Annotated in this window: 23 protein-coding genes; 5 read left to right on the forward strand and 18 right to left on the reverse strand. The window is 53.0% G+C overall.

From position 1 onward, the window contains the following. Positions 1 to 108: 108 nt before the first annotated feature. The 5 genes from RID21_RS12610 to RID21_RS12630 all read right to left on the reverse strand — a co-directional run bounded on the left by RID21_RS12610 (position 109) and on the right by RID21_RS12630 (position 4,196). The gene (locus RID21_RS12610; protein ID WP_350189330.1) at positions 109 to 804 is read right to left on the reverse strand and encodes a hypothetical protein; all 696 of its coding nucleotides are present in this window, start codon (positions 802 to 804) and stop codon (positions 109 to 111) included. A 68-nt stretch (positions 805 to 872) separates the two neighbouring features. Further along, entirely contained in the window at positions 873 to 1,571 is a 699-nt protein-coding gene (locus tag RID21_RS12615; RefSeq protein WP_145192577.1) for a hypothetical protein, read from the reverse strand. 89 nt (positions 1,572 to 1,660) lie between these two features. Next, a complete protein-coding gene (locus RID21_RS12620) occupies positions 1,661 to 2,152 on the reverse strand; it encodes a DUF2752 domain-containing protein (protein ID WP_350189332.1) in 492 nt (163 codons plus the stop codon). A 95-nt stretch (positions 2,153 to 2,247) separates the two neighbouring features. Further along, positions 2,248 to 3,087 (reverse strand): diaminopimelate epimerase, encoded by an 840-nt coding sequence (gene dapF / locus RID21_RS12625; protein ID WP_350189334.1) that lies wholly within the window; start codon positions 3,085 to 3,087, stop codon positions 2,248 to 2,250. A gap of 89 nt (positions 3,088 to 3,176) precedes the next feature. Then, entirely contained in the window at positions 3,177 to 4,196 is a 1,020-nt protein-coding gene (locus tag RID21_RS12630) for a 3'-5' exoribonuclease YhaM family protein (RefSeq protein WP_350189336.1), read from the reverse strand. 426 nt (positions 4,197 to 4,622) lie between these two features. On the opposite strand from RID21_RS12630, the gene RID21_RS12635 reads away from it, so the two are divergent. The 5 genes from RID21_RS12635 to RID21_RS12655 all read left to right on the forward strand — a co-directional run bounded on the left by RID21_RS12635 (position 4,623) and on the right by RID21_RS12655 (position 8,769). After that, complete coding sequence (locus RID21_RS12635) at positions 4,623 to 4,961, forward strand: HesB/IscA family protein (RefSeq protein WP_145045069.1); 339 nt, start codon at positions 4,623 to 4,625, stop codon at positions 4,959 to 4,961. Between the two features lie 334 nt (positions 4,962 to 5,295). After that, positions 5,296 to 6,078, forward strand: a complete 783-nt coding sequence (locus RID21_RS12640) for an SDR family NAD(P)-dependent oxidoreductase (RefSeq protein WP_350189338.1) — start codon at positions 5,296 to 5,298, stop codon at positions 6,076 to 6,078. Positions 6,079 to 6,331: 253 nt separating this feature from the next. Beyond that, complete coding sequence (locus RID21_RS12645; protein WP_350189340.1) at positions 6,332 to 7,222, forward strand: DUF6677 family protein; 891 nt, start codon at positions 6,332 to 6,334, stop codon at positions 7,220 to 7,222. A gap of 56 nt (positions 7,223 to 7,278) precedes the next feature. Further along, positions 7,279 to 7,485 carry a hypothetical protein gene (locus RID21_RS12650; protein WP_145115004.1) on the forward strand — a complete coding sequence of 69 codons (207 nt, stop codon included), beginning with the start codon at positions 7,279 to 7,281 and terminating at the stop codon, positions 7,483 to 7,485. A 180-nt stretch (positions 7,486 to 7,665) separates the two neighbouring features. Next, entirely contained in the window at positions 7,666 to 8,769 is a 1,104-nt protein-coding gene (locus RID21_RS12655; protein ID WP_350189342.1) for a hypothetical protein, read from the forward strand. Positions 8,770 to 8,787: 18 nt separating this feature from the next. On the opposite strand, the gene lptB is transcribed toward RID21_RS12655, so the two are convergent. From lptB to nrfD, 13 genes are all read right to left on the reverse strand, one after another. After that, positions 8,788 to 9,570 (reverse strand): LPS export ABC transporter ATP-binding protein, encoded by a 783-nt coding sequence (gene lptB, locus RID21_RS12660; RefSeq protein WP_145045079.1) that lies wholly within the window; start codon positions 9,568 to 9,570, stop codon positions 8,788 to 8,790. A 107-nt stretch (positions 9,571 to 9,677) separates the two neighbouring features. Next, positions 9,678 to 11,546: a signal peptidase I gene (lepB, locus tag RID21_RS12665; RefSeq protein ID WP_350189344.1), complete on the reverse strand. Its 1,869-nt coding sequence runs from the start codon at positions 11,544 to 11,546 to the stop codon at positions 9,678 to 9,680. 142 nt (positions 11,547 to 11,688) lie between these two features. Further along, positions 11,689 to 13,395 carry a signal peptidase I gene (gene lepB, locus RID21_RS12670; RefSeq protein ID WP_350189346.1) on the reverse strand — a complete coding sequence of 569 codons (1,707 nt, stop codon included), beginning with the start codon at positions 13,393 to 13,395 and terminating at the stop codon, positions 11,689 to 11,691. A gap of 228 nt (positions 13,396 to 13,623) precedes the next feature. Further along, entirely contained in the window at positions 13,624 to 14,226 is a 603-nt protein-coding gene (locus RID21_RS12675) for a cytochrome c oxidase subunit 3 (RefSeq protein ID WP_350189348.1), read from the reverse strand. A gap of 148 nt (positions 14,227 to 14,374) precedes the next feature. Continuing rightward, complete coding sequence (locus tag RID21_RS12680; RefSeq protein WP_350189350.1) at positions 14,375 to 14,911, reverse strand: cytochrome C oxidase subunit IV family protein; 537 nt, start codon at positions 14,909 to 14,911, stop codon at positions 14,375 to 14,377. A gap of 82 nt (positions 14,912 to 14,993) precedes the next feature. Continuing rightward, positions 14,994 to 16,097, reverse strand: a complete 1,104-nt coding sequence (locus RID21_RS12685) for a cytochrome c oxidase subunit 3 (protein WP_350189352.1) — start codon at positions 16,095 to 16,097, stop codon at positions 14,994 to 14,996. Continuing rightward, positions 16,097 to 17,815, reverse strand: a complete 1,719-nt coding sequence (locus tag RID21_RS12690; RefSeq protein ID WP_350189354.1) for a cytochrome c oxidase subunit I — start codon at positions 17,813 to 17,815, stop codon at positions 16,097 to 16,099. The genes RID21_RS12685 and RID21_RS12690 overlap by 1 nt, the downstream gene beginning before the upstream one ends. A 111-nt stretch (positions 17,816 to 17,926) precedes the next feature. Continuing rightward, positions 17,927 to 18,895, reverse strand: coding sequence for a cytochrome c oxidase subunit II (coxB, locus tag RID21_RS12695; protein ID WP_350189356.1), 969 nt, complete (start codon positions 18,893 to 18,895; stop codon positions 17,927 to 17,929). Positions 18,896 to 18,970: 75 nt separating this feature from the next. Then, positions 18,971 to 19,852 carry an SCO family protein gene (locus RID21_RS12700; RefSeq protein ID WP_350189358.1) on the reverse strand — a complete coding sequence of 294 codons (882 nt, stop codon included), beginning with the start codon at positions 19,850 to 19,852 and terminating at the stop codon, positions 18,971 to 18,973. Further along, positions 19,849 to 20,178, reverse strand: coding sequence for a hypothetical protein (locus RID21_RS12705; RefSeq protein ID WP_145192622.1), 330 nt, complete (start codon positions 20,176 to 20,178; stop codon positions 19,849 to 19,851). Before RID21_RS12705 ends, RID21_RS12700 begins: the two co-directional genes overlap by 4 nt. Positions 20,179 to 20,228: 50 nt before the next feature. Further along, the gene (locus RID21_RS12710) at positions 20,229 to 21,470 is read right to left on the reverse strand and encodes a quinol:cytochrome C oxidoreductase (protein ID WP_145192624.1); all 1,242 of its coding nucleotides are present in this window, start codon (positions 21,468 to 21,470) and stop codon (positions 20,229 to 20,231) included. Positions 21,471 to 21,527: 57 nt separating this feature from the next. Further along, the gene (locus RID21_RS12715) at positions 21,528 to 22,925 is read right to left on the reverse strand and encodes a quinol:electron acceptor oxidoreductase subunit ActD (protein WP_350189360.1); all 1,398 of its coding nucleotides are present in this window, start codon (positions 22,923 to 22,925) and stop codon (positions 21,528 to 21,530) included. A 47-nt stretch (positions 22,926 to 22,972) separates the two neighbouring features. Further along, positions 22,973 to 24,385, reverse strand: a complete 1,413-nt coding sequence (gene nrfD, locus RID21_RS12720) for an NrfD/PsrC family molybdoenzyme membrane anchor subunit (RefSeq protein ID WP_350189362.1) — start codon at positions 24,383 to 24,385, stop codon at positions 22,973 to 22,975. Between the last annotated feature and the right edge of the window lie 82 nt (positions 24,386 to 24,467).

A 24,467-nucleotide genomic window follows, 5' to 3' on the forward strand; every position in this document is an offset into this window, starting at 1 on the left:
GATTGAAACTCAACGTCTTTCACCGGCGGGCACCTCGATGGTCCCGCACTTCATCGCTCTGAAAGTAACGCTTCAGAAGCAGACATGCAAGAGTGGGCTCAGCTCGAATCAGATGGCATGAGTGAAGTCGTCGCCGCGGTAGTACTCATAGAACAGACGGCCGATTTCATCGCTGAGTCGCGAGAGGTACTCTTTCTTGAACTTGGAGAACGTGACTTCCGAGGTCGCCCGCGGAGCCCTGAGCGGATAGAAGGACGTGATCTCTTTGCTGTAGAGTTTATCGCCTTCGCCGTTTTCATCCATTTCATAGACCGTGACCATCCCTTCGGCGCGACCACGGTAGAGGTCAGAACTGTTTTCTTCGTAGAGACTGTATTTATGCAGTTCGATATGAATCACGTATGTCACATCGAAGGCTTCGCCGATTTCTTCCGGCTTGTCCCAGTCCGGGTTCTCATCCATCCAGGCACGAATCCGATCAGGATTGACCATCTTCACTCCATGCTGATGCAACTGGAAGGTGGTGTACTTCGCCAGGTCGTTGTGAATGCCATCGAAGTTGTACTGCAGTTCCAGTGGTGCATAACAGACGATCGCGACGGTTACATCCTTGTCGGTCAGTGACTTTGAAGTCTGGGCATCGAAGTCCGGCTCAATCGAAGGCGGCCCCCCGATCAGGTAACCCAGCAGGATGAAATAGTTGCAGCCCGACAGCGTCGTACACAATATCAGCACCAGTGCCAGCTTGCTGACTGCCTGCAAAAACCGTTTATGAATACGTTGTTTCAACGAAAAACTGTTCATCGTGTGATCCTTCACAACTCCGAATTGATGTTCTGGTCTGCTGTCCTGCACCAAACTGAAAGTGACGATTAGTAAATTTCTTCACTGGAATGGTAGTTATAGAAGAAGCGACCAATCTGATCGGCGATGCGATCAAGGTATTTCTTTCTGAAGACTTTGGGAGATTCCTGTTCAATTGAGACCGGCATATGGCTCGGAAACTCTGAGGTGTAGTTGGTCTCGAAGACAGACAGTGCCCGGCGATACCCGTCGACATCCTGCACTTCATAGGCAGAGACGGTACCGTATGCTTTTCCGCGAAGCAGGTTCGGGCTGTTGGGCTCGCGGTAATCGAACTCGTCGATGTCGACGTGAATGATGTAATCGACCTCGAAGTTTTCCGCCAGTTGATCCACGTCGTTCCAGACGCCACCGTTGTCATCGAGCCAGGTCGCGACTTCACCGGTATCCTGAACCACGATTTCCCGACGCTTCAGATCGTAAGTAATCTGTTCCAGCAGATCGTAATTCAGGGACGGATAATCGGAACGGATCGATTCGGGAGTCGAACAGATCACCAGGACCTTTTTATGTTCTTCCGACAGATCGATGTTGGTCCGCCTGGTAAATTCGCAGGTGACCAGGGGATCGCCAAAGAATAATTTTCCGGCCATTACGCCCAGAGAACATCCGCTGGCCTCCAGACAGACCAGCGCCAGCAGCACCACGACGCAATAGCGTCGGGGAGTGGAGAGTCTGCTTTCGATCTGTTGTTTCAGTCGCATCATTTCAGCCATCCTTGGCATGAACCGCTAAGATTTGTTGTGATAGATTTGATTTGAAAGGCGGGTTCTCACGCGCTGATGTGGCGTAAGTATTAACATGTCATCCTGAAAGCCCACTCCATCACGGTGATCGAAGTCAGACCACAGATCAGCCAGAGCAGACAGAGTTCAGGATTGGAGATCAGCCAGAGCCGTCTGTGATACACACTGATCCAGGACCAGGGAATCATAGCCAGACAGACCAGTGCCAGAATCAACCCGGACGTATTGGCCTGGGCAGACTGACTTAACTGACCTCGAACAAAATGTGAAAAGGAAGTTGTCATCCCACAACTGGGACAGGGAATTGAGAATTGATTTTTGATGACGCAGGGTGCAAAACCGAGTTGTTGATGTGAACCGAAGCCTCGCGGATCCGGCTGAATTCGAATCGCAACCCAAAATCCGCCGATCAGAAACAGACTCCAGCAAATCAACAGCAGCCGCAGTTTCCATCCAATGGGCATGCCCGGATGTAATTCACGCAGCGCCGACAACAGCCGATTGTCTGATGTTCTGGCAGTGGGTTTGGAATTGAAATTCATTGTTGAGAATGAGAGAAGCCGAGGTTTATCAGTTCTATAATTTTACTGCAAGACCAGATCCGGAAAATGTCCGTCTGCTCCTCACAGGCTACCATTTATTGAGGCCCCGTCCAGATTCCCTCGTAGACTTCGACAGCAGGACCGGTCATATAGACTTCTCCCGCCTCGGCCCACTCGAGCCGTAAATCACCGCCGGGCAAGTGGATAAGCACATTTCGTTCAGACCGACCCGTCAAAACACCGGCCACCGCAGAAGCACAGGCTCCGGTGCCACAAGCCTGGGTTTCGCCGGAACCTCGCTCCCAGACGCGCATCTTCAGTTCAGAAGGAGAAACGACTTCGATGAATTCCGCGTTGACCCGATTGGGGAACATCGGATGCACTTCTACTTTCGGTCCGATGCCATGCACCCAGTGATCATTGAGTTCGTCAACGAAGGTAATACAGTGCGGGTTCCCCATGGATACACAGGTCACTTTCAGGCTCTGATCACCCAGATCCAGATCGGCATCGACCGGGGGATCGCCGGGGAGCAGCGTGGGAATCTCGGCGCTTTTGAGAATCGGCTGTCCCATGTTGACCCGCACCTGACTGACGCGGCTTCCCGCCAGTTCCAGGTCCAGATGCAGTACACCAGCACCGGTTTCGATCTTCAATGTCTGCTGTTTCGCGATCCCATGATCGTAAACGTACTTCGCGACACAACGCACGCCGTTCCCGCACATTTCCGACTCACTGCCATCTGCATTGAACATCCGCATGCGGGCGTCGGCTTTTTCCGACGGGCAAATCAGAATCAGTCCGTCCGATCCGATGCCTTTGTGCCGGTCGCTGACCGCCATCGCCAGGCTGGCAATGTCCTCTGGGAGGGACTCTTCAAAACAGTTGACATAGACGTAGTCGTTGCCGGCTCCGTGCATCTTGGTAAATTTCATCGTCGCTTTTCTTTTCTCTGATCTTATTCTTTTCTCTGATCTTATACAGGCTCTGGACAATTCCCGTCAGCCCTGGAATGTATTCTCTATTATTCTGGCGTTTTCAGCCCCAGAAAGATACTCCGCCGCAGGGCATTATCGCGTCCGGAAAACGCATCTTCGTTTCCGGGCAGGATATTTTCCAGCGTGGTGGCCATCATGTGGAACTTCGCATCCACATCATCTGCATAATGCACCAGCAGTGCTTCCGGGGTATGCGGGGCGATGGGCGAGCCCCATTCGGGCAGATTCTGATGCGAGACAATCATATGTTCCAGTCGCAGCAGTGTCTCAGGGCTGAGTTCCTCAAATTTTCGGGCGTGCTCCCGTACGAGATCGCGGCCCAGCAGGATATGGCCGATCAATCGTCCCGCTGGTGTATAGCTGGAGGCATGCGGTTTGTAATCGAGTTCGATCAGCTTGCCGATGTCGTGCAGGATGGCCCCTGCTACCACCAGAGATTTGTTCAGCGGCGGTTGCATCTCCCGGTAATAGTCGCTGTATTTGTCGGCCAGATAACAGGCGGTCCGTGTAACTGAAAGTACATGTTCCAGAAAGCCTCCGGTGAACGCATGATGATTTCTGCTGGCCGCAGCGATCACTTTGATCTGGTCTGCATATTCATCCAGGATGTCCAGCACCAGATCGCGCAAGGGTTCCTCGGTAATCTGTTCGCGGGCAATGTCCGTCAGCTCTGCAAACATCTCAACACTGGAGTAACGAGAACGTTTAAAATACAGGCCGGAGTCGAATCCATCCTCGGCGTCTTCGTCATTCACTGGACGAATGCGGTCAATGTCCAGTTGCGGACCGTACTTACTTTCGTCATAGCGGGCACGGACTTTGTAGAACTCCCCCTCGCTCCAGTTGGTCTCACAGTCTTCAAACCAGGTAGTGTCGCTCCAGATCATCGCGGTGGCCACTGTCGCATGGTCGCGGAACTGGACCCGAAAATAAGGTTTCCCGTCCCGCGTGTTGGAACGCTGCCGGGAAACAAGCAGGACAAAACTGTCCGCCATCTGTCCGGGTTCCATTTCACTCAACAGCATCACTTCTTTTGCGGTGTTCATATCGTCTGCCCTCAGTATGTGTTTCAGAAGATAATTTCTCTTCGCATTTTAGGGCCGAAGTGCCGTAAGTGCAAAAGAGGATGTTCAGTGTCCCTCACACAATACCAGACTTATTGCTCCACATATACGAATAGGAGTCCCTCTGTCCGAACCTGGCCTGGAAGCCCAAAACCCTTTCATTTCAGCACTTGAAAGGAGTCCCGCTTTGCGATAAATATATTTAAGACGAATCTCGCCTGTTTGATCAGATCTGAGCAAAATGCATCTCGGAAAAGATTGAAACCCTGCTATAATAACAGGAGCTCAATAACGGCAAACAGGCTCGCTCCTACCCGTGGTGAATTTCAGATTTTTGACCTGTTTTTGCCGATAAACTCAATGCGCGGGTCAAGCAACCAGACTTTTTTCAATTGGAGATTATTTTCCATGGCTGTCACAATTACTGAAAATGCTTCCAACGAACTGAAGCGTTTCAAAGAGAATTCCAATTACAGTGAAGATTCTCTCTTACGTATCGGGATCGTTTCCGGTGGTTGCAGTGGTTTCTCGTACGACTTTAAATTCGTTGAACCAGCTGAATACAACGAAGAAAACGATACCATTTCCGAACAACACGGAGTGAAAGTCGTTGTCGACAAGAAGAGCAGCCTGTTCCTCGACGGTACCACCGTAGACTACTACGAAGGCCTCGACAAACGCGGTTTCACATTCGATAACCCCAATGCTGTCAAATCCTGCGGATGCGGCAGCAGCTTCTCTGCCTGATTGAGTCTCTAACCGGGCTGACCCCCCGCCTCAATCCAGAGTATTCCGGATAAAGATTTTGCCGAGGAGCAGAGATTGCTCCTCGGTTTTCTTTGTTTTAGGACGCCGCTCGTTTACATTGATAGTACAGCAACCTGCGGCTCGCATTGACCGGTTAAGCGAATTCCGGTGAAAGGCTCCCGAAAATCACCATTTACGGGGGCATTCTCAGAGCCAGTCTGCGGCTTCCCACCGGAGTCCCCGGTCGCTATAACTCAGATTGTCGGTGCTGCTGAAACAGTTTACCGGCATCTTTAACCTGTTAGAGACAATCAACACGAAGGAAACGATCACAATGAAACTGGAAGGGCGAAATGCGCTCGTGACGGGCGCCTCCCGGGGCATCGGTCGAGGATGTGCGATTGAAATGGCCAAAGCAGGCGCCAATGTGGCGATCAATTATCGCTCCCATCCCGAAGAAGCGGAAGAAGCAGCTGAAGAAGCCCGCTCTTACGGCGTGAAAGCCATCACTGTCCAGGCTGATGTCTCTGATCAGGCCTCAGTCGAAGCCGCTGTGGCCAAGACTGTTGAAGAGTTTGGCAGTCTTGAGCTATTCGTTTCCAACTCTGCCTACAGCGATCGGGAACTGATCCTGGAAGCCGATATGGAAGGTTTCAAACGGACCATCGATGTGACCATGTGGGGTGCCTTTTTTGGCGTTCGGGCGGCTGCCGCCCAGATGACCAAACAGGGTTCAGGAGGCTCCATTGTCGTCATCAGCTCTCCGCATGCGGTCATCGCGATTCCGACCTCAGCCGCTTACAACATGGCGAAAGCCGCCATCGACCATATGGCACGTACCGCTGCCATCGAATTCGCTCAACATCGCATCCGTGTGAATACCGTCCATCCCGGCTGGATTGACACTCCCGGTGAGCGGAAGTTCTTTACTGATGAGCAGTTGCAGGCAGGTGCGGAAAACATCCCCTGGAAACGACTGGGAACCCCGAATGAAGTCGGCAAACTGGTGACTTTCCTCTCCAGTCCCGATGCCGATTACATGACCGGCGGTACTACCACGATTGATGGTGGAATCAGCCTGCCCTGGTGGTCCAATCGGGCCGAGGGTGCACAGTAAATCCGGCAGGGATTCCGGGCCAGAACCCAGTCAGGACCAGATGCCTCAACTCATTTAAAAATAATGACTTGAGGTTGCTCTGGTCCTGTTTATCCGGATCAGATACACTACATAGTCCCGCCTGAGACAGAATCAAGACCAGGATGCATTCAGAGCGCTCTTCTGATTTCCTGAAGATAAGACTAAGATTCTCTATCCGGAAACGAATTGCCCGAACCCAGATTTGACCAGGGAACTGCCCGAGGACCCCAGAATGGCTGACAGTCAAAATCAAATTGAATTAAAAAATCCGGCTGTCGCTGCAGTGCTCGGGTTCCTGATTCCAGGAGCAGGTCACTTTTACCAGGGCCGCACCTTTAAAGGAGCGATTTACTGCTTCTGTATTCTGAGCACGTTCTTCTGTGGAATGGCACTGGGCGACTGGAAAACGGTCTATTATCAGTCCTGGCAGGGGAAGCGGAATCTGGGTTACTTTGCCCAGGTTGGAGTCGGTCTGCCGGCCCTGCCCGCACTGGTACAGAACTCCCGGTTCCATAAACAGGCGGCGCCAGGCAACCTGGCCCGCAACGATCTGGATGCAGGCTATTTTCAGTCGCAGCCTTACCAGATGGATCTGCCACTGGAAGCTTCTTTTGAAGGAACGCTGCTGGATCGAGGCAATGACGGAAAAACCATCAGCGGTGTGCTGGAGGGCACCATCCGGTTGAAATCCATCGATGGTGAGTTCGGACCTGAGGTCAGAGGTGCCTTCGAGGGCACCCTGGACGGAAAACCGATTGACCCCCTGGAACTGGCGGATCCGATCGGAATCGGGCTGCCTCTGGGAGGAAATCAGCGCAGAGCCCTGGAGTGTGCGGTCATCCGCAAAGAGGGGGGACAGCGAACCGACACCGGACACATTGAAGGGAGTATTCCACGGCCTTTCCTGAACTGGTTCGAGATGCCACTCAGTGAAAGTGAGCTGGATGACATCAATAAAGAGCTGGGAAAACGGTATGAGTTTGCCGTCGTGTTTACCTGGATCGCGGGTCTCCTGAACCTGCTGGCGATCTGGGACGCGTTTGAAGGCCCTGCCTACGGCCGGGGAGACGAGGAGGAAGAAAAGCCATCCTCCGACAAAGAGCCTTCACCCGCCACAACGTAGACACCTATTCACACCACTCTCTCCATTTTAACATAAGCCAGAAAAGGCACATCAACATGTCTGTTTCACTTCTATTCGCGAACCAGGTTAATGCGATAGTTTACCTGATTCCCCTGTTGGCGGTGATCAGTCTGGTTTATAATGCGACCCGTTACGAGATTCCTGAAATTATTATCAAACGTTCGATACGTTTTTTCTTTACAGCAATCATCATCATGGGGGCCTTGATGACGTTGCTGGCAGTACTTTCCTGGAATCTGTGAACACTCAGGCACTGAGTGACATATCGAGTCAGGTTGACCCGCCAAAAAGCGATTTCGACTTCATAAAAAAACATCTTCAATTCTACAGATACAATTGCACTTTCAACTATTGTTGAGCATACTCAGACGATTGCGGGGTTATGGATTCCCTTTCTGCAATAGTTAGGTTGGGATTACTTTATGCAGATTAATGGACTAGCACTTACAGATATTGTAGATCTGGCAGATCACGCGGATCTGTTTGAATTACTGGATAATGAAAGTGTCTACACCCTTTCTCACCAGGGCGTAACGGCCGGGTTTTCCAGCGTGAAAGCCATTAGTCGTTCTACGGGTATTGAGACACGCCGCCTGCTGCAGCCCGATCTCTGTCCACTGGACATTGCGGTCGCGATTGCGGAGAAACTCCAGTTTCGCGTCGGCTTTGACTGGAACGAGTGTCCGGCAATTCTGCTCTGTCATTCACACACCAATAACCAGTCAGCCCGTCAGCTCTGCGATCAGCTTTCCGAAAAGCTGGGCGTACCGACAGAACGCTTCATCCCCTTCAATTATGGCTGTGTCGGCTTTGTACAACTCCTGAACCGGGCCGCACAACTGCTGCAGGAACTCCCCGAACGGGTACATATCCCGCTGCTCACGGTCGAAACCCCCGAGCACTGGCACGATTCGTCTGACAAAGCGTTCTGCGGCATAGTTTCCGCCGGCGCCACCGGCACCACCCTCTGGCGTGGACCGGGACACGAACTGCTGCACGTAGAGACCGCTGTCGAGATCATTCCTGAAGAACGTCGTAAACCCGACGTCCCTCTGTTCTGGACCGAACAAGGCGACATGTTCGATTTCCGTGGTCAGCCCGAGCATAAGCTTGTGATGCACATGGATGGGGAATCGGTATTCCTGAATGGCGTTGATTTCATGTTGAATGCCTGCCTGAAATCATATCACGAAGTTGCCGACGAACCCGGCCGCATCCTGATTGCCCCGCATCAGCCCAGTGGCAAGCTGCTCAAAGCGATGATTGCAGCCGCGAAGCAGGTACCCATCGAAGCCGACTTCCTGAATAATCTGCCCAACTACGGCAATTCCATCTCGTCGACAATCCCCACGATCCTGGCACGTCTGGAGCAGGTTGTCAGCCAGAACGGATATGAACCGGCCACACCCGGCGATCTGATTCTGTTGCCCGCAGCAGGGATTTGTATGGATCGCCTGACAGACGCCATGTGCATTGGTCGTGCCGCCATCCGCTGGCAGCCGGGTCGCTATCACGAAGAAGCCTGAAGCCTCTCTGAGAGGCTCTCAGGCAGCGTCTCGTTCAAATCCGCGGGTTCCAAAGGCTTCGCGACCTTCGATGATCGAGCCCTTGTCGAACCGCTTTCCGAAGTACAGCGCCTGGGCTGATTCGTCGCTGAGCACGGTTTCCGCGTCCCCACTGACGAGTACCTGCCCCGCACTGATGATATAGCTGCGGTCCGTAATGGTCAGTGTCTCACGTTCACGGTGGTCCGTCAACAGAATCGAGATCCCACTGTCACGCAGGTCGGCAATGATATCCTGAATATCATGAATCGTAACCGGGTCAATCCCGGTGAAAGGTTCGTCCAGCAGAATCAGTTCCGGAGAGCTGGCCAGGCAGCGGGCAATTTCCAGACGCCGACGTTCCCCCCCGGAGAGGGTCGAAGCAATCTGCTTCCGCTTGGCGGTCAATCCGAACTGATCCAGCAGTCGATCGACGGTCTCGCGTCGCTGACGGCGATTCAGGTCGAGGAACTCCAGGATGGCGTAGATGTTGTCTTCAATCGAGAGTTTGACAAAGACACTCTCATCCTGAGGCAGGTACCCCATGCCCTTACGCGCCCGTTTGTACATGGGCCAGGAGGTGACATCGGTATCTTCCAGGTAGACACGGCCCTTCGTGGGAGCAACCATTCCACAGGCCATGCGGAAGGTGGTCGTCTTACCGGCCCCGTTGGGTCCCAGCAGACCGACGATCTCGCCCCGTTCCACGAAAAAATCGACGCCGTCGACGGCCCGTTTACCCGGATAATCCTTGACCAGACCGACGCATTCCAGCAATGGCATCGTAGCCGTCCTCCTTGACGAAACTGCAACTCGAAAATTAACGAACACGGATTTTACTACATTCGAGGATCTGGCTGAATAGTGATTTTCAGCGGAATTCCCCGGCTTTAGCGAATGCGTTTCATGCGGGTAAAATTGGGGTAAAAGGGGAACGACAGCTTGGCATAGGGGTCCTTGGGATAAGATCCGGGAGCCGTCTGATGGTAGAAAAACCGTTTGAGCGGTCCCACATCGGGTGAGTAGCCGCGACCATCATTCATAAACGGAATTCCATGCGGCCAGTAGATCATGAAGGCTTTCCCGACCAGGGCTGTACGCGGGACGGCGTGACGACGTTCTGCCCCCCGGTCATTGCCCCACAAACGACTGTCGGCACTGCGGGCGGAGTTATCGCCGAGCACGAAGAATTCTTCATCAGACATTTGTGCAAACGTGACTTTCTGGTGATGATCTTCATACTCACGACTCCAGGCAGCCGGATCGTAGAGGAGCTCCCAGAGATGTTTATGCTCGCCTGGAATTTCCAGCTTCTGATAATACTCGTCCGCACGGTAGTAGATGTCTCTTTGCAGCAGCAGATGGGAGACGTTGAAATTGAGTCCCCGGCCCGCGATTCCCGCTGGTGCCAGGTCGCCTTCCCGTGGATCGTGTGTCGCTGTCGGCTTGTACTCTGACTTGCCCTGCAGTTCCACCAGATCCCCGTCAATCCAGAGACAGAGCCGCTGATCGACGTTCGCAAACATGATCTGATGAGCGCCCGCTCCCTGCAATGAGGTTTCGACGGTCGTTAATTCGGTCTCCACCGGTTCGGGGTTGGGATAATCTTCCACGTAGTAGAGGGTCGCTTTGCCGGTCTTTACGTCAAACTTGACGCGGTAATGCCGATCGCCGCGCATCAGTTCCACGAACAGTTCTCCTTCGGCATTCTCGATCTCTACATCGAAACTGAGTGTGAGATCCCCGACCCAGAAGGCAGCGTCGTAGATGTAATATCCCTCGGTGGTACCCCCGGTGTAGCTGTTATAGGCGGTAAAATCACTGATCAGTCGGGGCCGGGGAGGAGAGGACAGGATCGACTGCTGAAACAGTTCCGGGTTTTCCTGGAGCAGAGCCCACTCTGATGTCTGAGGCACCACATGCTGATAGCGCAGCCATTCCAGTTTCGCGTCAGCCTGCTTGAGGGATTCCCCCTGATATTGATAGGCCCGCGATTCCTGATCGATCACCCAGTTGGACTTGCTCAGCCTCTGGAACTTCGTCTCGCCGGCGGCTACCTGCTGCATGGGAGACCAGCGTTCGGGCCAGCCATACTGCAGAATTTCGCGGGGTGGATAATCATCATCATAGACCAGTTGCTGAACCGTCAGCTGTTTTTCCAGGTTGTCTTTGCGGAGAATCTGAAACGGTTCCTGATCGCTTTTGCGGGCGTAAACATCGCCGCGGGAAATCTGGATTTCCTCGCCAGGCAGTCCGACCAGGCGTTTGATGTAATTGGTCTGCGACGCCTCCGGATATTTGAAGACAATCACATCCCAGCGATCAGGATCGCCGAACTCAAAGGGGAATTTATTGACGATTATCCGATCCCCGGTAAACGGCATCGCTTCCCGCAGGTCAGCATAGTAGCGACAGTTGGGACAGAGCGCACCGGTCACTTTTAAATCGGGTCGGTAATACTCTGTCTTCTCAATCAGTTCATCACTGGCACCGACGGCATATTTGACGCCACATGAAGGACAGGTCAGCTCCTTGTGCCGACCGTAGAGTGTGGGGGCCATGGAACCGGTGGGAATGACGAACGCTTCAGCCGAATAAGCCCGGAACACAAATGCGAACACCAGCGCAATAATGATCGATTCGATCGTATCGCGGACTTCATTATGGCGGGAACGAGGAGTTTCGGACTCAGCCTGTTTTTTCTCAGCCCGTTCTGCCAGAAATGTTTTCAGCTTTGATTTCTCGATTTTTTTGGTCATCAATGCCAACCTGTCAATTTATCGCATGCGAAAGCGGAACCAGCTTTGTTCGCCCGTTCCCATTATTCGCCGTTCGCGCTGGTTTATGGGCGTTTTTCTTCAAATGAGACGAAAAATGATCATAAAGAAAACCAACCCCTGATCAGTGAATATAGCGAATCCGGGAGAAATCTGGAATGCGTATGTGTCCGATATGATTCCCGAATTTGACTTCCCCCTGCCGGGAGGGGAGATGCACCAGAAAAGGCTTACCCAGCAGGTACTTGCGATCCACCTTGCCATCCGCCCAGCTCCGACTGTCCAGCGATACCGGGCTGTTATCTCCCAGTACGAAATAGCTGCGTTCGTCGAGCTCGTAGGGCTCTTCCACGCCGTGCAATCCCTTGCCGCGGGTGTAGTGAATATCGCGATATAACTTCAGATCGGCTACCTGGACTCGTGCCCCCTGACAGCCAAAGCGAACCGGCTCGCGGATCTCCTTCCGCGGGGTGGTACTCTCAGAGAAGAGCAGCGGCTGATAGAGCAGCTTTCCATCGACGGCACACAGAACCTGGCGATCCATGACGGACATCTCGAGCCGCACGGGGTCGGAACGGAACGCGTCATGCAGGGGTTCGCTGCGGAGTGGCTGCTGCTGGTCGTCGACCCAGAGTGACACCTGCTGCTGGGCGAAGTCGATCAGCGTACGAAACTGATGCTGTCCATTCTGCATTTCGACCGCGAAGGCCCCTTCCCTCCCGGAGACCTGCAGCTGACACTCAAACATAAAGTCATGCACGGGAATCGCTTTCTGATTCTCCACGCCCGAATTATAAGCGTAATCATCGACGACCGGAGCCACATGCGATTTCTCATACAACAGTGCCAGCGCATAACGGAACTCTTCATCCTCGGACTGGTTTAACCACCGCTGGCAGTCATCGGGGGAGAGTGCCCCATGACAGGTGAGCTGCTGTTTCTGTTCATCGTAGTGCACTGCGCCGATTACCGGTTCCGGCAGATCCACTTCTGCGGGCCAGGCTTCCAGTGGGACGCTTGTTTCGTGGTGTCCCCCCTGTCGGATCCAGTGCTGGTATTTTACCCACGACCAGTGTGATTCCGCCAGAGGATTGTCCTGATCGGCGGTATGCACAAAGCCGTGCTCACGAGGCGACCAGCGGTTGCTCGCCCCGCCTGCGTCGTCATCTACTTCCACGGGCATGAAACGGGGCTGGAAAAAATCGTCGTCCTGGGGCTGATAGCGATTGTCATACACGAGTTGCCGCACCGCGCGTTGCGTTTTCAATTCTTTCCGCTGTATCTCACCGTTGACGTAGAGATCCCCCTGCTTGACCTGCACCTTTTCTCCGGGCAGTCCCACAACCCGTTTGACATAAGCCTGGGTAGGTTTGATCGGATTCTGAAACACGACGACCTCCCAGCGGCGGGGTGGTTTCAGATAGTAGGCGTGTTTGAAGACCAGCAGCTGATCACCTTCGTTGCGGGGCACGTGGGTCAGATCAATGGAATTCGTATTGCAGTTGGGACAGGTCGCGTACTCGCCCACACCCGCGTTGAGATCAGCCTCTCCGGAGGCTCCCTGGAAACGGTTTGCGGAAACCGATTCGTCGTAGGCGACTCCGTAAGTAAACGAATAATGACAGCGGGGACAGGTAACCTGTTTGTGATAACCCAACAGTGATGGGGCCATCGAGCCCGTTGAGATCATATAACCTTCCGCTTCGAAGGTCCGAAAGAGAATCACGGCGATTGCGAGTGCGACCACAGACTCCACCACCATCCGCATCAGGCTGGTTCGCTCGGGAACTTCTTCTGTGCTGGAATCGGTTTGAAGGGATGATTGGTGCATCGCAACTTACAACAGAAGACAGTGAATTCAGCTGAACCCGAGATCCAGCCAGCGGTAATCAGGGGTCTCATTTTAATAGATCCTGCAGGGCTCTGGAAATAGCGGTTCACTGTCTCCCTGCACAGATCGCTGCATTTCTTTCGTAGAAACAACAGTGATGATCACCAGCAGCCAGTGAGACGAGCAATTCAGCTCTGATCTGACTTTAAAACATGGAATTGAAACCACTTAGCCCACAAAGCAGAACAGCAGCAGCATGCAGATCCAGATCACGCCCAGGAAATGCCAGACAACCGAGCAGGCATGGACGCCCCAGTGATACTCATGGTCGTACTCGTAGAGATAGGCTTTGTAAATCACATAACCGAGTACACCAAAGGCCACGATGAAATGCACCGCGTGCAGCAGCACGAAGGCAAACAGCATGCCGTAGCTGCTGAGGTAGCGATACGAATCCTGGGCCGGGTCGAGTGAGAGCAGCAGTTCGCCGTGCTGGCTTAAGACGTTCATCAGTCCCAGGGTCTGGATCACAAAGAAAGCGCCGCCGAGCAGGAAGGTGAGGTTCAGGCAGTTGCGAAACTGTTGCTGCTTTTCCAGCCGGACGTAATACAGTGAGCGGTGAATGGTAATACTGCCCAGGATCAGCAGCGCGGTGCTCAACCAGAGAATCGGAGGGATCACCAGGTTAATGGGCTGGGATGCCTGGGCCATGCTGGTGCGTACAACCACGTAGGCCAGCAGTCCTCCGACGAACAGAACCGCGATGCTGAAGAGGAAGATGGCCAGCCCGAAATCCCGCTGACTGAGTCGGTCGCGGGATGTGAACAACATCGCGCAACGATCACGAATTGAGCGGCTCCGGTAAGTAGGCATGCTGACCTGCCATCGCACTGAAAGCGAAAAACGAAACGTGGAATATCAGAACTGAGCCTCCTGTGGCTCAGTTCTATTTTCTGTCACAGCCCGGGCAAATTCAAGATTACTTCTTATCAGCGGCTGGCTTTTCAGGAGCCGGCTTCGACTCTGCTTCAGGAGCTTTCTCAGCCTTCGCCTCGGGAGCGGCCTTTTTTTCGGCTGCTTCAGGGGCTGCCGCTGGTGCAGCCTGCTCGCCAGCCGGGGCAGCGGGCGCGGGTGCAGCGGTTGGTGCAGCTTCTACTGGTGCGTTATCTTCCTGGAATCCCTTGACGTAATTATCGTAAGCATGCGAATCGAGGAGGATCATACAGAGGAAGAAGGCCGCAAAACAGATCGAGAAGAAGAAGGTGATGCGGTTCAATGGTTTGTCGTACCAGAGGTGCATAAAGATGAAGACCACCAGGGATGCCTTCGCTGTCGCGATCGCCATGGAGACAATCACATCCAGGCTGCCGGTATCGTACTTGGCAGCTTCCACGGTCACGATGGTCAGAAACACCAGGGCCAGGAAGACACCGACCAGCACTTTTACCGGAACGATGTGTACGTGGCAGCTCTGAGCTTCTTCTGCGTGAGCATCACTTTCAACATGATCTGACATGATGAATTCTTTCGTCTCTTTATCTGTTTCACTTCGAAGTGGCGAACCACTCCTTGAGGAATTACTTGGAATATCAATGACGCTAGTTGATCAGGTACAACAGCGGGAACAGGTAGATCCAGATGAGGTCAACCAGGTGCCAGTACAGACCGACGAAATCGACTGCACCAAAATAGTAAGTTGTGAAGGCACCGTTGACCGTCCGCACAATCAACCAGCTGATGGCGATCATACCACCGATAATATGGATGGCGTGCAAGCCGGTCATGCAGAAGTAAACACTGAAGAAGGTACCGGCCAGTTTGGGCTCAGGCACTTTCTCAGTCTGCTCGGCATATTCAATGGGAGCAGTTTCTGCCATCTGGATTTCCTGTTTGGTGGGCTCTTCATGATGACCGAAGGCATGATAGCCGATGCTGGCATAAGCACCGAGCTGCATTCCGACCGCGGAGACCAGGAAACAACCGGCGATGGTCGCCAGATTTTTCTTATTCGGATTTTTAATGAGTGCTCCGAAGGCAACACCAGAGAGTACGATAACCACCCAGAGAACGAGGGTCATGTAAGACAGTGTGGCCTTGGTTTTTTCGAAGAGCGTGTCACCTTCGTTGTGACTTTCTTCAGCGTGTGCTTCCTCTTTTTCAGCTTCGATGGCTTCGGCTTCGAGGGCAGCTGCCGCTGCGGCTCCGGGAGCCTTTTCCGGATCGACATGCTCTTCACCGTGGTGTTCCGGGCTGACATAAGCACCAGCCCAGAGCAGACCGTGGTGTGCTTTCTCGGTGTATTCAAAGGATTTGACACCCAGGAAGATCGCTGCACAACCCAAGGTGATCACCAGACAGGTCAGCAATCCGCGTGTCTGTCCCAGCTGGGCACAACGGACGCCCCAGGCCATGGTCAGACTGCTGAAGAGCAGTACGATGGTATTAGCTGCCCCGAGGGTCGTATCCAGGAACTGGCTGGCATAGACAAAGACCTCAGGGTGCAGTGAACGATAGACGGCATAGAAGCCGAACAGACCGCTGAAGAACAGCACTTCAGTGACCAGGAACAGCCAGATACCCAGTTTACCGGTATCGAACTGCTGCTGATGCGAGTCGAAGTGATGCGCCAGCCGGGGATCATGGTGCTCATGATCGTGGGCGTCTGAATGTTCGTCTGTTGTGGTGGTGGCCGCGGTATTCATTAAGCTTCTTTATCTCCTGATGCGGTCACAGATTGCTTGTTATCCCCCTGACATTCAACGGGAACGTATCCTCCGATTTCCTCGTTGTAAACCACCGATTCCATGATGTAGGGATCGCCGGCCAGGGGAGGATGATCGAAGTTATTATGTGGTGGTGGTGAAGAGCACTGCCATTCCAGGGAAGCTCCTCCCCAGGGATTCGCAGGTGCTTTCTTGCCACGGTATACCGAGTAAATCAGGACACCAGCCATCAGGGCCGAACTCAGTCCCAGCAGGTAGGCACCACAGGTAGACATGATGTGCAGACCCTGGAATTCTTCCAGGTAAGTGTAGTACCGGCGAGGCATACCCCGGGTTCCCAGCAGGAACTGTGGGAAGAAGGTCAGGTTGAAGCCCAGGAAGACCCCCAGGCAGGCGATCCGTCCCCAGGTCTCGCTGAACATCTTACCGCTGATCTTAGGCCACCAGTGGTGAACTGCGGCGAACAGACCGACCAGCGAAGACCCCATCATCACGTAGTGGAAGTGAGCCACTACGAAGTAGGTATCGTGCAGGTGGACGTCGGTGGCGAGTGTTGCCAGGAAGAGCCCGGTCAGACCACCGATAGAGAAGATAAAGATAAACGCCAGACCGTAGCACATCGCGGTGGTAAAGCGAATCGAACCTTTATACATCGTGGTCAGCCAGTTGAAGACCTTGATCGCCGAGGGAATCGACACACTGAAGGTAATCGCACTGAAGATCACAGCCACAACCCGAGACTGACCGGAGACAAACATATGGTGTCCCCAGACGAGGAAGCCGAACATGGCGATCGCGATACTACTGTAGGCGATGAACCGATATCCGAAGATGTGCTTGCGGCTGTGGACGGCGATCACTTCACTAACCACACCCATGGCCGGCAGAATCATCACGTACACAGCAGGGTGTGAGTAGAACCAGAAGAAGTGCTGGAACAGCACAGGGTCACCCCCGAGTGCCGGATCGAAGATCCCGATGTGGAAAGCCCGTTCGACGATCAGCAGGAGACCGGTGATCCCCAAAACGGGAGTTGCCAGAATCTGAATCAGTGCGGTTGCATACAGAGCCCAGAGGAACAGGGGCATTTTGAACCAGGTCATTCCGGGAGGACGCATCGTGTGGATTGTCACGATGAAGTTCAGCCCGGTAAAGATCGAACTGAAACCCAGAATGAAGACCCCCAGCAGGGCCGTGATCACCGCGGTGCTGGTGGTGACACTGTAAGGTGTGTAGAAGGTCCAGCCGGTATCCAGTCCACCCAGCACGATCGCTGCGAGGAAGAAGGCGGCCCCGAACATCCAGAGGTAAAAGCTGCCCAGGTTCATGCGGGGGAAGGCCACATCTTTGGCCCCCAGCATCACCGGCAGGATGATATTCCCGATCGCTGCCGGAACCCCGGGGATGATCACCAGGAAGGTCATGATCGCCCCGTGCAGGGTAAACATCTGGTTGTAGGAATCGGGTCCCATCAGAACTCGGTCAGGTGAGAGCAGTTCCGTACGCAGCAGGACTGCGAACAGGCCCCCCAGGAAGAATGAGCAGGTCACCCCGATCAGGTACATGATACCAATGCGTTTATGATCGAGTGTGAAGAACCAGCTCTTCCAGCCACTGGAACAGTTCAGGTAATTCAATTCACGGTATTGAATCGGGAAATTTGATTTTGGATCGGAGGAGTCAACTACAGTTGCCATCTTCCAGCCTCCTGAATGATTTCAAATAATGTCGGATCGGCGATCCGGAAACACGATCGAGAACCAGGTTCTCACTTTGATTTATTGTATCAGCGACGTCAGTCGCCCGTTTTACTTCTGAGCTTCGATAAAGGCGATAATCGCCGTAATGTCCTGATCGGTCAACTGACCTTTAAAGGTCGGCATAATCGGTCGGAATCCGGCCACCACCTGGGACTGGGGTTCCAGAATGGACTGACGGATGTAATTCTTATCAGCCACCCCGGTACTTCCGTCTGCAAACTTACGCTCACTACCAAACAGACCTTTGAAGGTCGGTCCGTTTTTGGGTGTGCCGTCCAGTGAGTGACACTGGATGCAACCACGACTTTTGTAGAAATATTCACCCGCTTCGACCGGTGTTTTATTTTTGTGAATGTCAGAAGCCTGCTGCAGCCACTTGTCGAAGTCGCCACGGGTTTCATGTACGATCACTTTACTGATCATGTTAGAGTGTTTCTGACCACAGTATTCGGCACACATCAGCGGGTATTCACCGGCTCGTGTGGCTTTGAACCATTCCTGGGTGTAACGCCCGGGAACGACGTCCATTTTAGTCCGGAATGCGGGAACCCACAGACTGTGGATCACGTCGTCGGAAGCCATGGTCAGCGTGACGTTTTCCCCTTTGGGAATGTGCAGTTCGCTTTCGATCCAGCCGTTGGGATACTGAAAGGCCCAGGACCACTTCTTGGCAATCACGTTGATATCGTAAGAGTCACTGGGAGGCGTCCGCATATCGATGTAGCCGGTGAAGCCAACCCAGAACATCACAATCGTGAGCAGTGTCGGGATCACGGACCAGGAAAGTTCCAGCGTCAGATTGTGTGTGCTGGTCTTTTCGGCTTCGACACCAGGTCGATGGCGGTATTTGACCATAAACAGCACCATCAGACTGACAATCAGTACGAAGAAAAACGTACAGACATACAGAATGAAGAAGTAGACAGAATCGCTGTGTTCTGCCACTGTTGAACCTTGCGGCGGGAACCAGAACCCGGCATCGGCATTTGCTAACATGTTAGGGATGAATAGTTTCATCTGCATTCACACAATCAACTGTTGAGTGTTAAATAATTTCAGGTATTAACCAGAACTGATTAAATCACAATATCGCTAATTTTCGGGAGCCGAGAAGTGCCTCGTCTCCTGTGGAACCTCATGAGTCTGGGCATCGCCTGTCTCCAGAACCTGCCTGCCCTTACGTCCCCTCCAGTAGGGAATCAGAACGACAGTCAGAATGAAGACGGTGGCAAAGCCGCCGATTTTCATGATATTCCGTGCGGTCGGAGCATACCGACCACTGTCTGCATCGTAGTGAAAACAGAACAGTAAAAAACGATCAACGGTGGAACCGATTTTACCTTCTGACGCTTCCACCAGCGCCAGTTTCAGGGTCTGTTTCGGAAAATTAATTCCGTATAAGTAACGGGAAACGCGTCCATCGGGAGTGCAGACCAGCAGGACTGCCGGATGGGCATATTCCTGGCGTTCCGCCACATACTGATATTGGACTCCCATCGCATCCGCTAATTTATCGATGGACTCTTGCCGACCACACAGAAAATGCCAGCCTCCGGCAGTTCCCGCACGATCGTATTCTTTAAAGTATTTCTGTCTGGTCAGGTTGGCTCTCTGGTAAGTCTCTTTAGGATCGATACTCACCGAAACAAAATCATATTGCTCATCCGCAGACCACTCCAGATCCTTCAGTCCCCGAACCAGTGCCGTCAGTTGCAGAGAACACAACATGGGACAGTTGGAATAATTCAGCGAGAGGATAACCGGACGGTCTTTTTTAAAGTAGTCGCCCAGGGTTACCGGTTTCCCGGAACTATCCTGAAATTTGAGATCCAGAGGCAATTGAGTATCCAGGTGCTCAATGACGTCCAGTTTCTCGATACTTTTAGGAGCTTTTTCCATCCGGTCCGCCTGCACTGGCAGGACACTCAGTCCCCAGACAAACAGGGTCAGGATGGAGGTGTGCAACGGTTTCATGGCGATTTGTTTTTGTTTTTCTTTTGTTTCTCTTGTTCCTCCTGAACCACGAACTCCATAGCCCGATCAATGGGCACGGCTGCAATATTCTTATCCTGATCAATCCAGCGGTATTCCGACAAGGCAGCGGCCTGGTTTGCCAGGACGCTGTCCGAAGTCACTTCCGGCACCTCGATGACTTTGACTTCCGTTTCCGATTTCTCGAACGAGTAGCTCAAAGCGGCGACAGCGAATACCGTGAAAAAGGTAATGATGGTTCCAACGACGCCGACAAATGCGATCATCGTCGTATCGAGGTCATCATAGGCTGCTTTATGACTCGACATAATTTTATCTCTTATCCTAAAAGTGGCTGATCTGAGTAACCAGGCTATGTTTAAATGTTATGAAACTCGAGCGATTCTTCCAGACGCGGGTCACGAACCGGCATGATTGATTTGCCAGCGGACAGCTTCAGAATGGTCGCCACAAAGATTCCGCCGACTCCAATTGTACAACAGACGTTGATCAGGATCATCGGGAACGAGACTGCCGGATCCATTCCATCAAAGGCCAGGTTAGGCATCACGAGCCAGAAGATATCAACCCAGTTCATGATCAGCAGGTAAACGGCCCAGAAACAGAGAGTCTTGGGGTTTCGCTTCATCCAGCGTGACATGAAGAAGACAAAAGGAATTGCAAAGTGTCCGATGACCAGCATCAGCGATACAGTTCCCCAGCCATTTGTCTGACGGGGCAGGAAGAAGGTGGTTTCTTCAGGAATATTCGCATACCAGATCAACAGGTACTGGGAAATCGCGATGTAAGCCCAGAAGCAGTTGAAGGCAAACAGCAGCTTACCAACATCGTGCAGGTGTTCGACGGTCACAAGTTCGTTGAGTAACCCTTTGCTACGCAGGAAGACCAGACTGATGGCCAGCACACTGAAGAACCCGACCAGACCAGCGGCGAAGTAGTAGACGCCGAAGATCGTACTGAACCAGTGAGCGTCCAGCGACATGATGAAGTCGAAGGCGGCAAAGGTCAGCGTGAACGCATACAGCAGGATTGCGGGACCACTGCGACGCTCCATGAGCAGCGTCAGTTCCGGATCACCAGATTCATCCTGTGCCAGCGATTTGTTCAGGAAGAACCGGGCCAGAAAAATCCAGGAAGCGAAGTAAATCACATAGCGAATCGCAAAGAAGCCGTTATTCAGGTAAGGCGCTTTATGCTGTAGTAGAGTATCTTGAGCTACGTTCTCTGCACTGGCCCACTTGTAAAGCGTATCGTTGCCAGTCAGAGACAGCAGCACGATCGGCAGGACCAGAACAGCCATCGGAATCACACCCAGGGAGAGAAATTCCGAAATACGCCGCAGGACCACACTCCAACCGGCCCGGGTCAGCTGCTGAATCATCACGAAGAACAGCGCGCCCAGTGAAATACTCAGGCAAAAGAATGTGCTCTGCAGGTAAGAGAAAGCAAACAGATCCCAACCGTGATTGAAGACCAGCCCCAATACGAACGCTACCGGCAGCAGGACAGAGCAGCCCAGAGCGATCTTCAATGGAAGCGGCCCCAGTTCATCCAGGGTTTGCACAGTAATCTTTTTGTCAGCGTCGTGTGAGGTTTGCATAACGTTTCTTGTTTTACAACGAGATAATATTCAACAGTGAATTATAGAGGAAACCTGTTATTTGGTGTCCCGAAGTTTTCGTTTTTCATCATTTGTCAGGGTATCTGCGTCGACCTGATGGCTCTTCTGCAGGGCCTTCAGATAGAGCACAATCGCCCAGCGATCTTCCGGCGGAATCTGCGGCCCGTAGGCAGGCATTTTGCGAACACCGTTGGTGATCGTGTGGAACAGGCGTCCCACAGGCTGTTTACGAACATTGTCGGTATGGTAAGAAGCCGGGCGTACCCAGGTTCCCTGCTGCAGATCCATGGCTCGCAGGGTCACCAGACCATCACCTTCCCCACCCAGACCGTGACAGACTGAACAGTAAATCTGGTAGCGTTCTTTACCCCGAGCCATCATCTTATCGGTGACGGGGATCGGAAACTCGGTAACCCATGGCAGGTTAGCCAGTTTGTCTTCTGCTGCTGCCTGAGCGTCTGCATTAGCTCCTTCTGCTGGTTTTGCTTCAGCCGGTTTCTCTTCATCGGCTTTCGCTTCGTCCTGGGCGGCGATTGTAATCACATCCTGATCTTCCGGCAGAACTTTCAGACCGTAGAAGAAGGGAATATTGTCATCTTTATACTGACCACGGGGAATCGTACCGGGGATGTGCGGACGCATTTCACGTCCGTCGCCGAAGATATTCGTGGTATTCTGTGTTTTCAGTTTGGGCTGGAAGTCCATATCGGGGATGATATGGATCCGCGGATTATCGGTCACAGTGGACCGTTTGTAGGCAACCAGGGCGATCGGCATCAGCATCAGGACGCCAAACAGGCTCAGGCCCAGTTTCAAATTCCGCGGCAGTTTCGGTGATTCGACATCTGACCAGAATTCTTCCATATGGTTAGGATTGAGCGACTTCACGAATTCCCCGGTATCGATTTCGGAGAACTTGGGATCGCTGGCATCCATACTCAGGAAGAAGCGGTCGTTGGTTGCACGACGGAAGGCATCCGATTTGAAAATCGGGTTGTAGAGTTTGGGCAGCTGGTTCAGGCCGAGCATACCGAAGAAGGCACCGAAGGCAGCCAGCAGAACCGAGAGTTCGAACATGATCGGAATACAGGCCGGAATACTGAAGAGCGGCTTACCACTGATCAGGAACGGGTAATCAACGGCGTTCATCCAGTACTGCATGCTGATCGCAATGGTACCGCCGGTCAGACCACAGGCAGCCACGATCCAGGGCAGAATCGTGTATTTGATGCCCATGGCTTCGTCGATCCCGTGAACCGGGAACGGGGTATGGGTATCCCAGCGATTGTAGCCGGCATCGCGCACCTTCCGGGATGCTTCCATCAAGGATTCCGGATCATTGAACTCGGCCAGCAACCCCAGGAGTTCGGGTTCTACTTTGTTCTCAGCTGGATGTTCGATCGTGGTCGCCATAATTTCTTTATTCATACTCATGTTTTATACCGTATCAAAATACAGTCTGACAGCCGTTCTGATTGCCTCTAGTCTTTGATCTCTGGCTGATAATCGCCATGACCGTGGGGTTCATGATAAACACTTTTGACTTCTGCCATCGCCACCATCGGCAGGAATTTACAGAAGAGCAGGAACAGCGTCATGAACAGACCGAAACTTCCGATCAACATTAACACGTCAACAATAGTCGGTTTGAAGTAACCCCAGCTGGAAGGCAGGAAGTCGCGGCTCAGTGAGGTGACGGTAATCACGAAACGTTCGAACCACATACCGATATTCACAAAAATACAGACCACAAAAATCATCCACGGCGTTGTACGGATTTTCTTAATCCAGAACAGCTGCGGGCTGATTACGTTACAGGAAACCATGATCCAGTAAGCCCAGGCGTAGGGACCGAATGCACGGTTGATGAAAGCGAATGTTTCATAGCGGTTACCGCCGTACCAGGCGATGAAGAATTCCATGGCGTAGGCATAACCGACCATGGTTCCGGTGGCGATGATCACCTTGGTCATGTTTTCCAGGTGACGGTCGGTCAGCAAGTCTTTGATTCCGCAGATGGATCGTACGGGAATCATCAGTGTCAGCACCATGGCGAAACCACTGAAGACCGCACCCGCGACGAAGTAAGGCGGGAAGATCGTGGTATGCCAACCGGGCAACTGCGAAACGGCAAAGTCGAAACTCACGATGGTATGCACACTGAGCACCAGCGGCGTTGCCAGAGCAGCCAGGAGCAGGTAAGCCCGCTCGTAGCGGTGCCAGTGACGGGAAGAACCGTTCCAGCCGAGAGAAAACAGTCCGTAACCGAACTGAGCAATTTTATTTTTGGCCCGGTCACGCAGGGTGGCCAGGTCGGGGATCATCCCCATGTACCAGAACAGCAGCGACACGGTAGCGTAAGTAGAAACCGCGAACACGTCCCACAGCAGCGGGCTGCGGAAGTTCGGCCACATGGCCATCTGGTTCGGAATCGGGAAGAGCCAGTAAGCCAGCCAGACACGACCGATGTGAATCCCGGGGAACAGACCCGCACAGACCACAGCGAAAATCGTCATCGCTTCGGCAGCACGGTTGATCCCGGTACGCCAGTCCTGCCGGAAGAGGAACAGAATCGCGGAAATCAGCGTACCAGCGTGACCAATACCGACCCAGAACACGAAGTTCACGATCGGCCAGCCCCAGAAGACAGGACTGCGGTTACCCCAGACACCAACACCGGTGATGATCAGGTATCCCACCAGCCCAAACAGCATACCCATCAGCGCGGCGGAAGCGGCCAGTGCCACGTACCAGCTGAGGGGAGCCTTACACTCGGCCAGCCGACAGACGGCATCCGTGATGGTTCCGTAATCATGTGCACCGGTGACGAGCGGAGTACGTTTGCCGGGAACTTCCGTTGTTGTGTCAATTGGCTCGGATGCTACTGAAGCCATAGTTCCAGTTCTTTACTTTATAAAATCAAACGGATTGGTAATTCGTTTTGTCACACAGCAGCAGAGAGTTTCTGCCGCCCTG

Origin of the sequence: Gimesia sp. (assembly GCF_040219335.1) — a bacterium.
In the GTDB taxonomy this organism is placed as follows: Bacteria; Planctomycetota; Planctomycetia; order Planctomycetales; family Planctomycetaceae; genus Gimesia.

Bases quoted from the DNA above. Each gene is read 5' to 3' on its own strand.
- RID21_RS12610 (WP_350189330.1), bottom strand. From the start codon at position 804: ATGAACAGTTTTTCGTTGAAACAACGTATTCATAAACGGTTTTTGCAG.
- RID21_RS12615 (WP_145192577.1), bottom strand. From the start codon at position 1,571: ATGATGCGACTGAAACAACAGATCGAAAGCAGACTCTCCACTCCCCGA.
- RID21_RS12620 (WP_350189332.1), bottom strand. From the start codon at position 2,152: ATGAATTTCAATTCCAAACCCACTGCCAGAACATCAGACAATCGGCTG.
- dapF (WP_350189334.1), bottom strand. From the start codon at position 3,087: ATGAAATTTACCAAGATGCACGGAGCCGGCAACGACTACGTCTATGTC.
- RID21_RS12630 (WP_350189336.1), bottom strand. From the start codon at position 4,196: ATGAACACCGCAAAAGAAGTGATGCTGTTGAGTGAAATGGAACCCGGA.
- RID21_RS12635 (WP_145045069.1), top strand. From the start codon at position 4,623: ATGGCTGTCACAATTACTGAAAATGCTTCCAACGAACTGAAGCGTTTC.
- RID21_RS12640 (WP_350189338.1), top strand. From the start codon at position 5,296: ATGAAACTGGAAGGGCGAAATGCGCTCGTGACGGGCGCCTCCCGGGGC.
- RID21_RS12645 (WP_350189340.1), top strand. From the start codon at position 6,332: ATGGCTGACAGTCAAAATCAAATTGAATTAAAAAATCCGGCTGTCGCT.
- RID21_RS12650 (WP_145115004.1), top strand. From the start codon at position 7,279: ATGTCTGTTTCACTTCTATTCGCGAACCAGGTTAATGCGATAGTTTAC.
- RID21_RS12655 (WP_350189342.1), top strand. From the start codon at position 7,666: ATGCAGATTAATGGACTAGCACTTACAGATATTGTAGATCTGGCAGAT.
- lptB (WP_145045079.1), bottom strand. From the start codon at position 9,570: ATGCCATTGCTGGAATGCGTCGGTCTGGTCAAGGATTATCCGGGTAAA.
- lepB (WP_350189344.1), bottom strand. From the start codon at position 11,546: ATGACCAAAAAAATCGAGAAATCAAAGCTGAAAACATTTCTGGCAGAA.
- lepB (WP_350189346.1), bottom strand. From the start codon at position 13,395: ATGCACCAATCATCCCTTCAAACCGATTCCAGCACAGAAGAAGTTCCC.
- RID21_RS12675 (WP_350189348.1), bottom strand. From the start codon at position 14,226: ATGTTGTTCACATCCCGCGACCGACTCAGTCAGCGGGATTTCGGGCTG.
- RID21_RS12680 (WP_350189350.1), bottom strand. From the start codon at position 14,911: ATGTCAGATCATGTTGAAAGTGATGCTCACGCAGAAGAAGCTCAGAGC.
- RID21_RS12685 (WP_350189352.1), bottom strand. From the start codon at position 16,097: ATGAATACCGCGGCCACCACCACAACAGACGAACATTCAGACGCCCAC.
- RID21_RS12690 (WP_350189354.1), bottom strand. From the start codon at position 17,815: ATGGCAACTGTAGTTGACTCCTCCGATCCAAAATCAAATTTCCCGATT.
- coxB (WP_350189356.1), bottom strand. From the start codon at position 18,895: ATGAAACTATTCATCCCTAACATGTTAGCAAATGCCGATGCCGGGTTC.
- RID21_RS12700 (WP_350189358.1), bottom strand. From the start codon at position 19,852: ATGAAACCGTTGCACACCTCCATCCTGACCCTGTTTGTCTGGGGACTG.
- RID21_RS12705 (WP_145192622.1), bottom strand. From the start codon at position 20,178: ATGTCGAGTCATAAAGCAGCCTATGATGACCTCGATACGACGATGATC.
- RID21_RS12710 (WP_145192624.1), bottom strand. From the start codon at position 21,470: ATGCAAACCTCACACGACGCTGACAAAAAGATTACTGTGCAAACCCTG.
- RID21_RS12715 (WP_350189360.1), bottom strand. From the start codon at position 22,925: ATGAGTATGAATAAAGAAATTATGGCGACCACGATCGAACATCCAGCT.
- nrfD (WP_350189362.1), bottom strand. From the start codon at position 24,385: ATGGCTTCAGTAGCATCCGAGCCAATTGACACAACAACGGAAGTTCCC.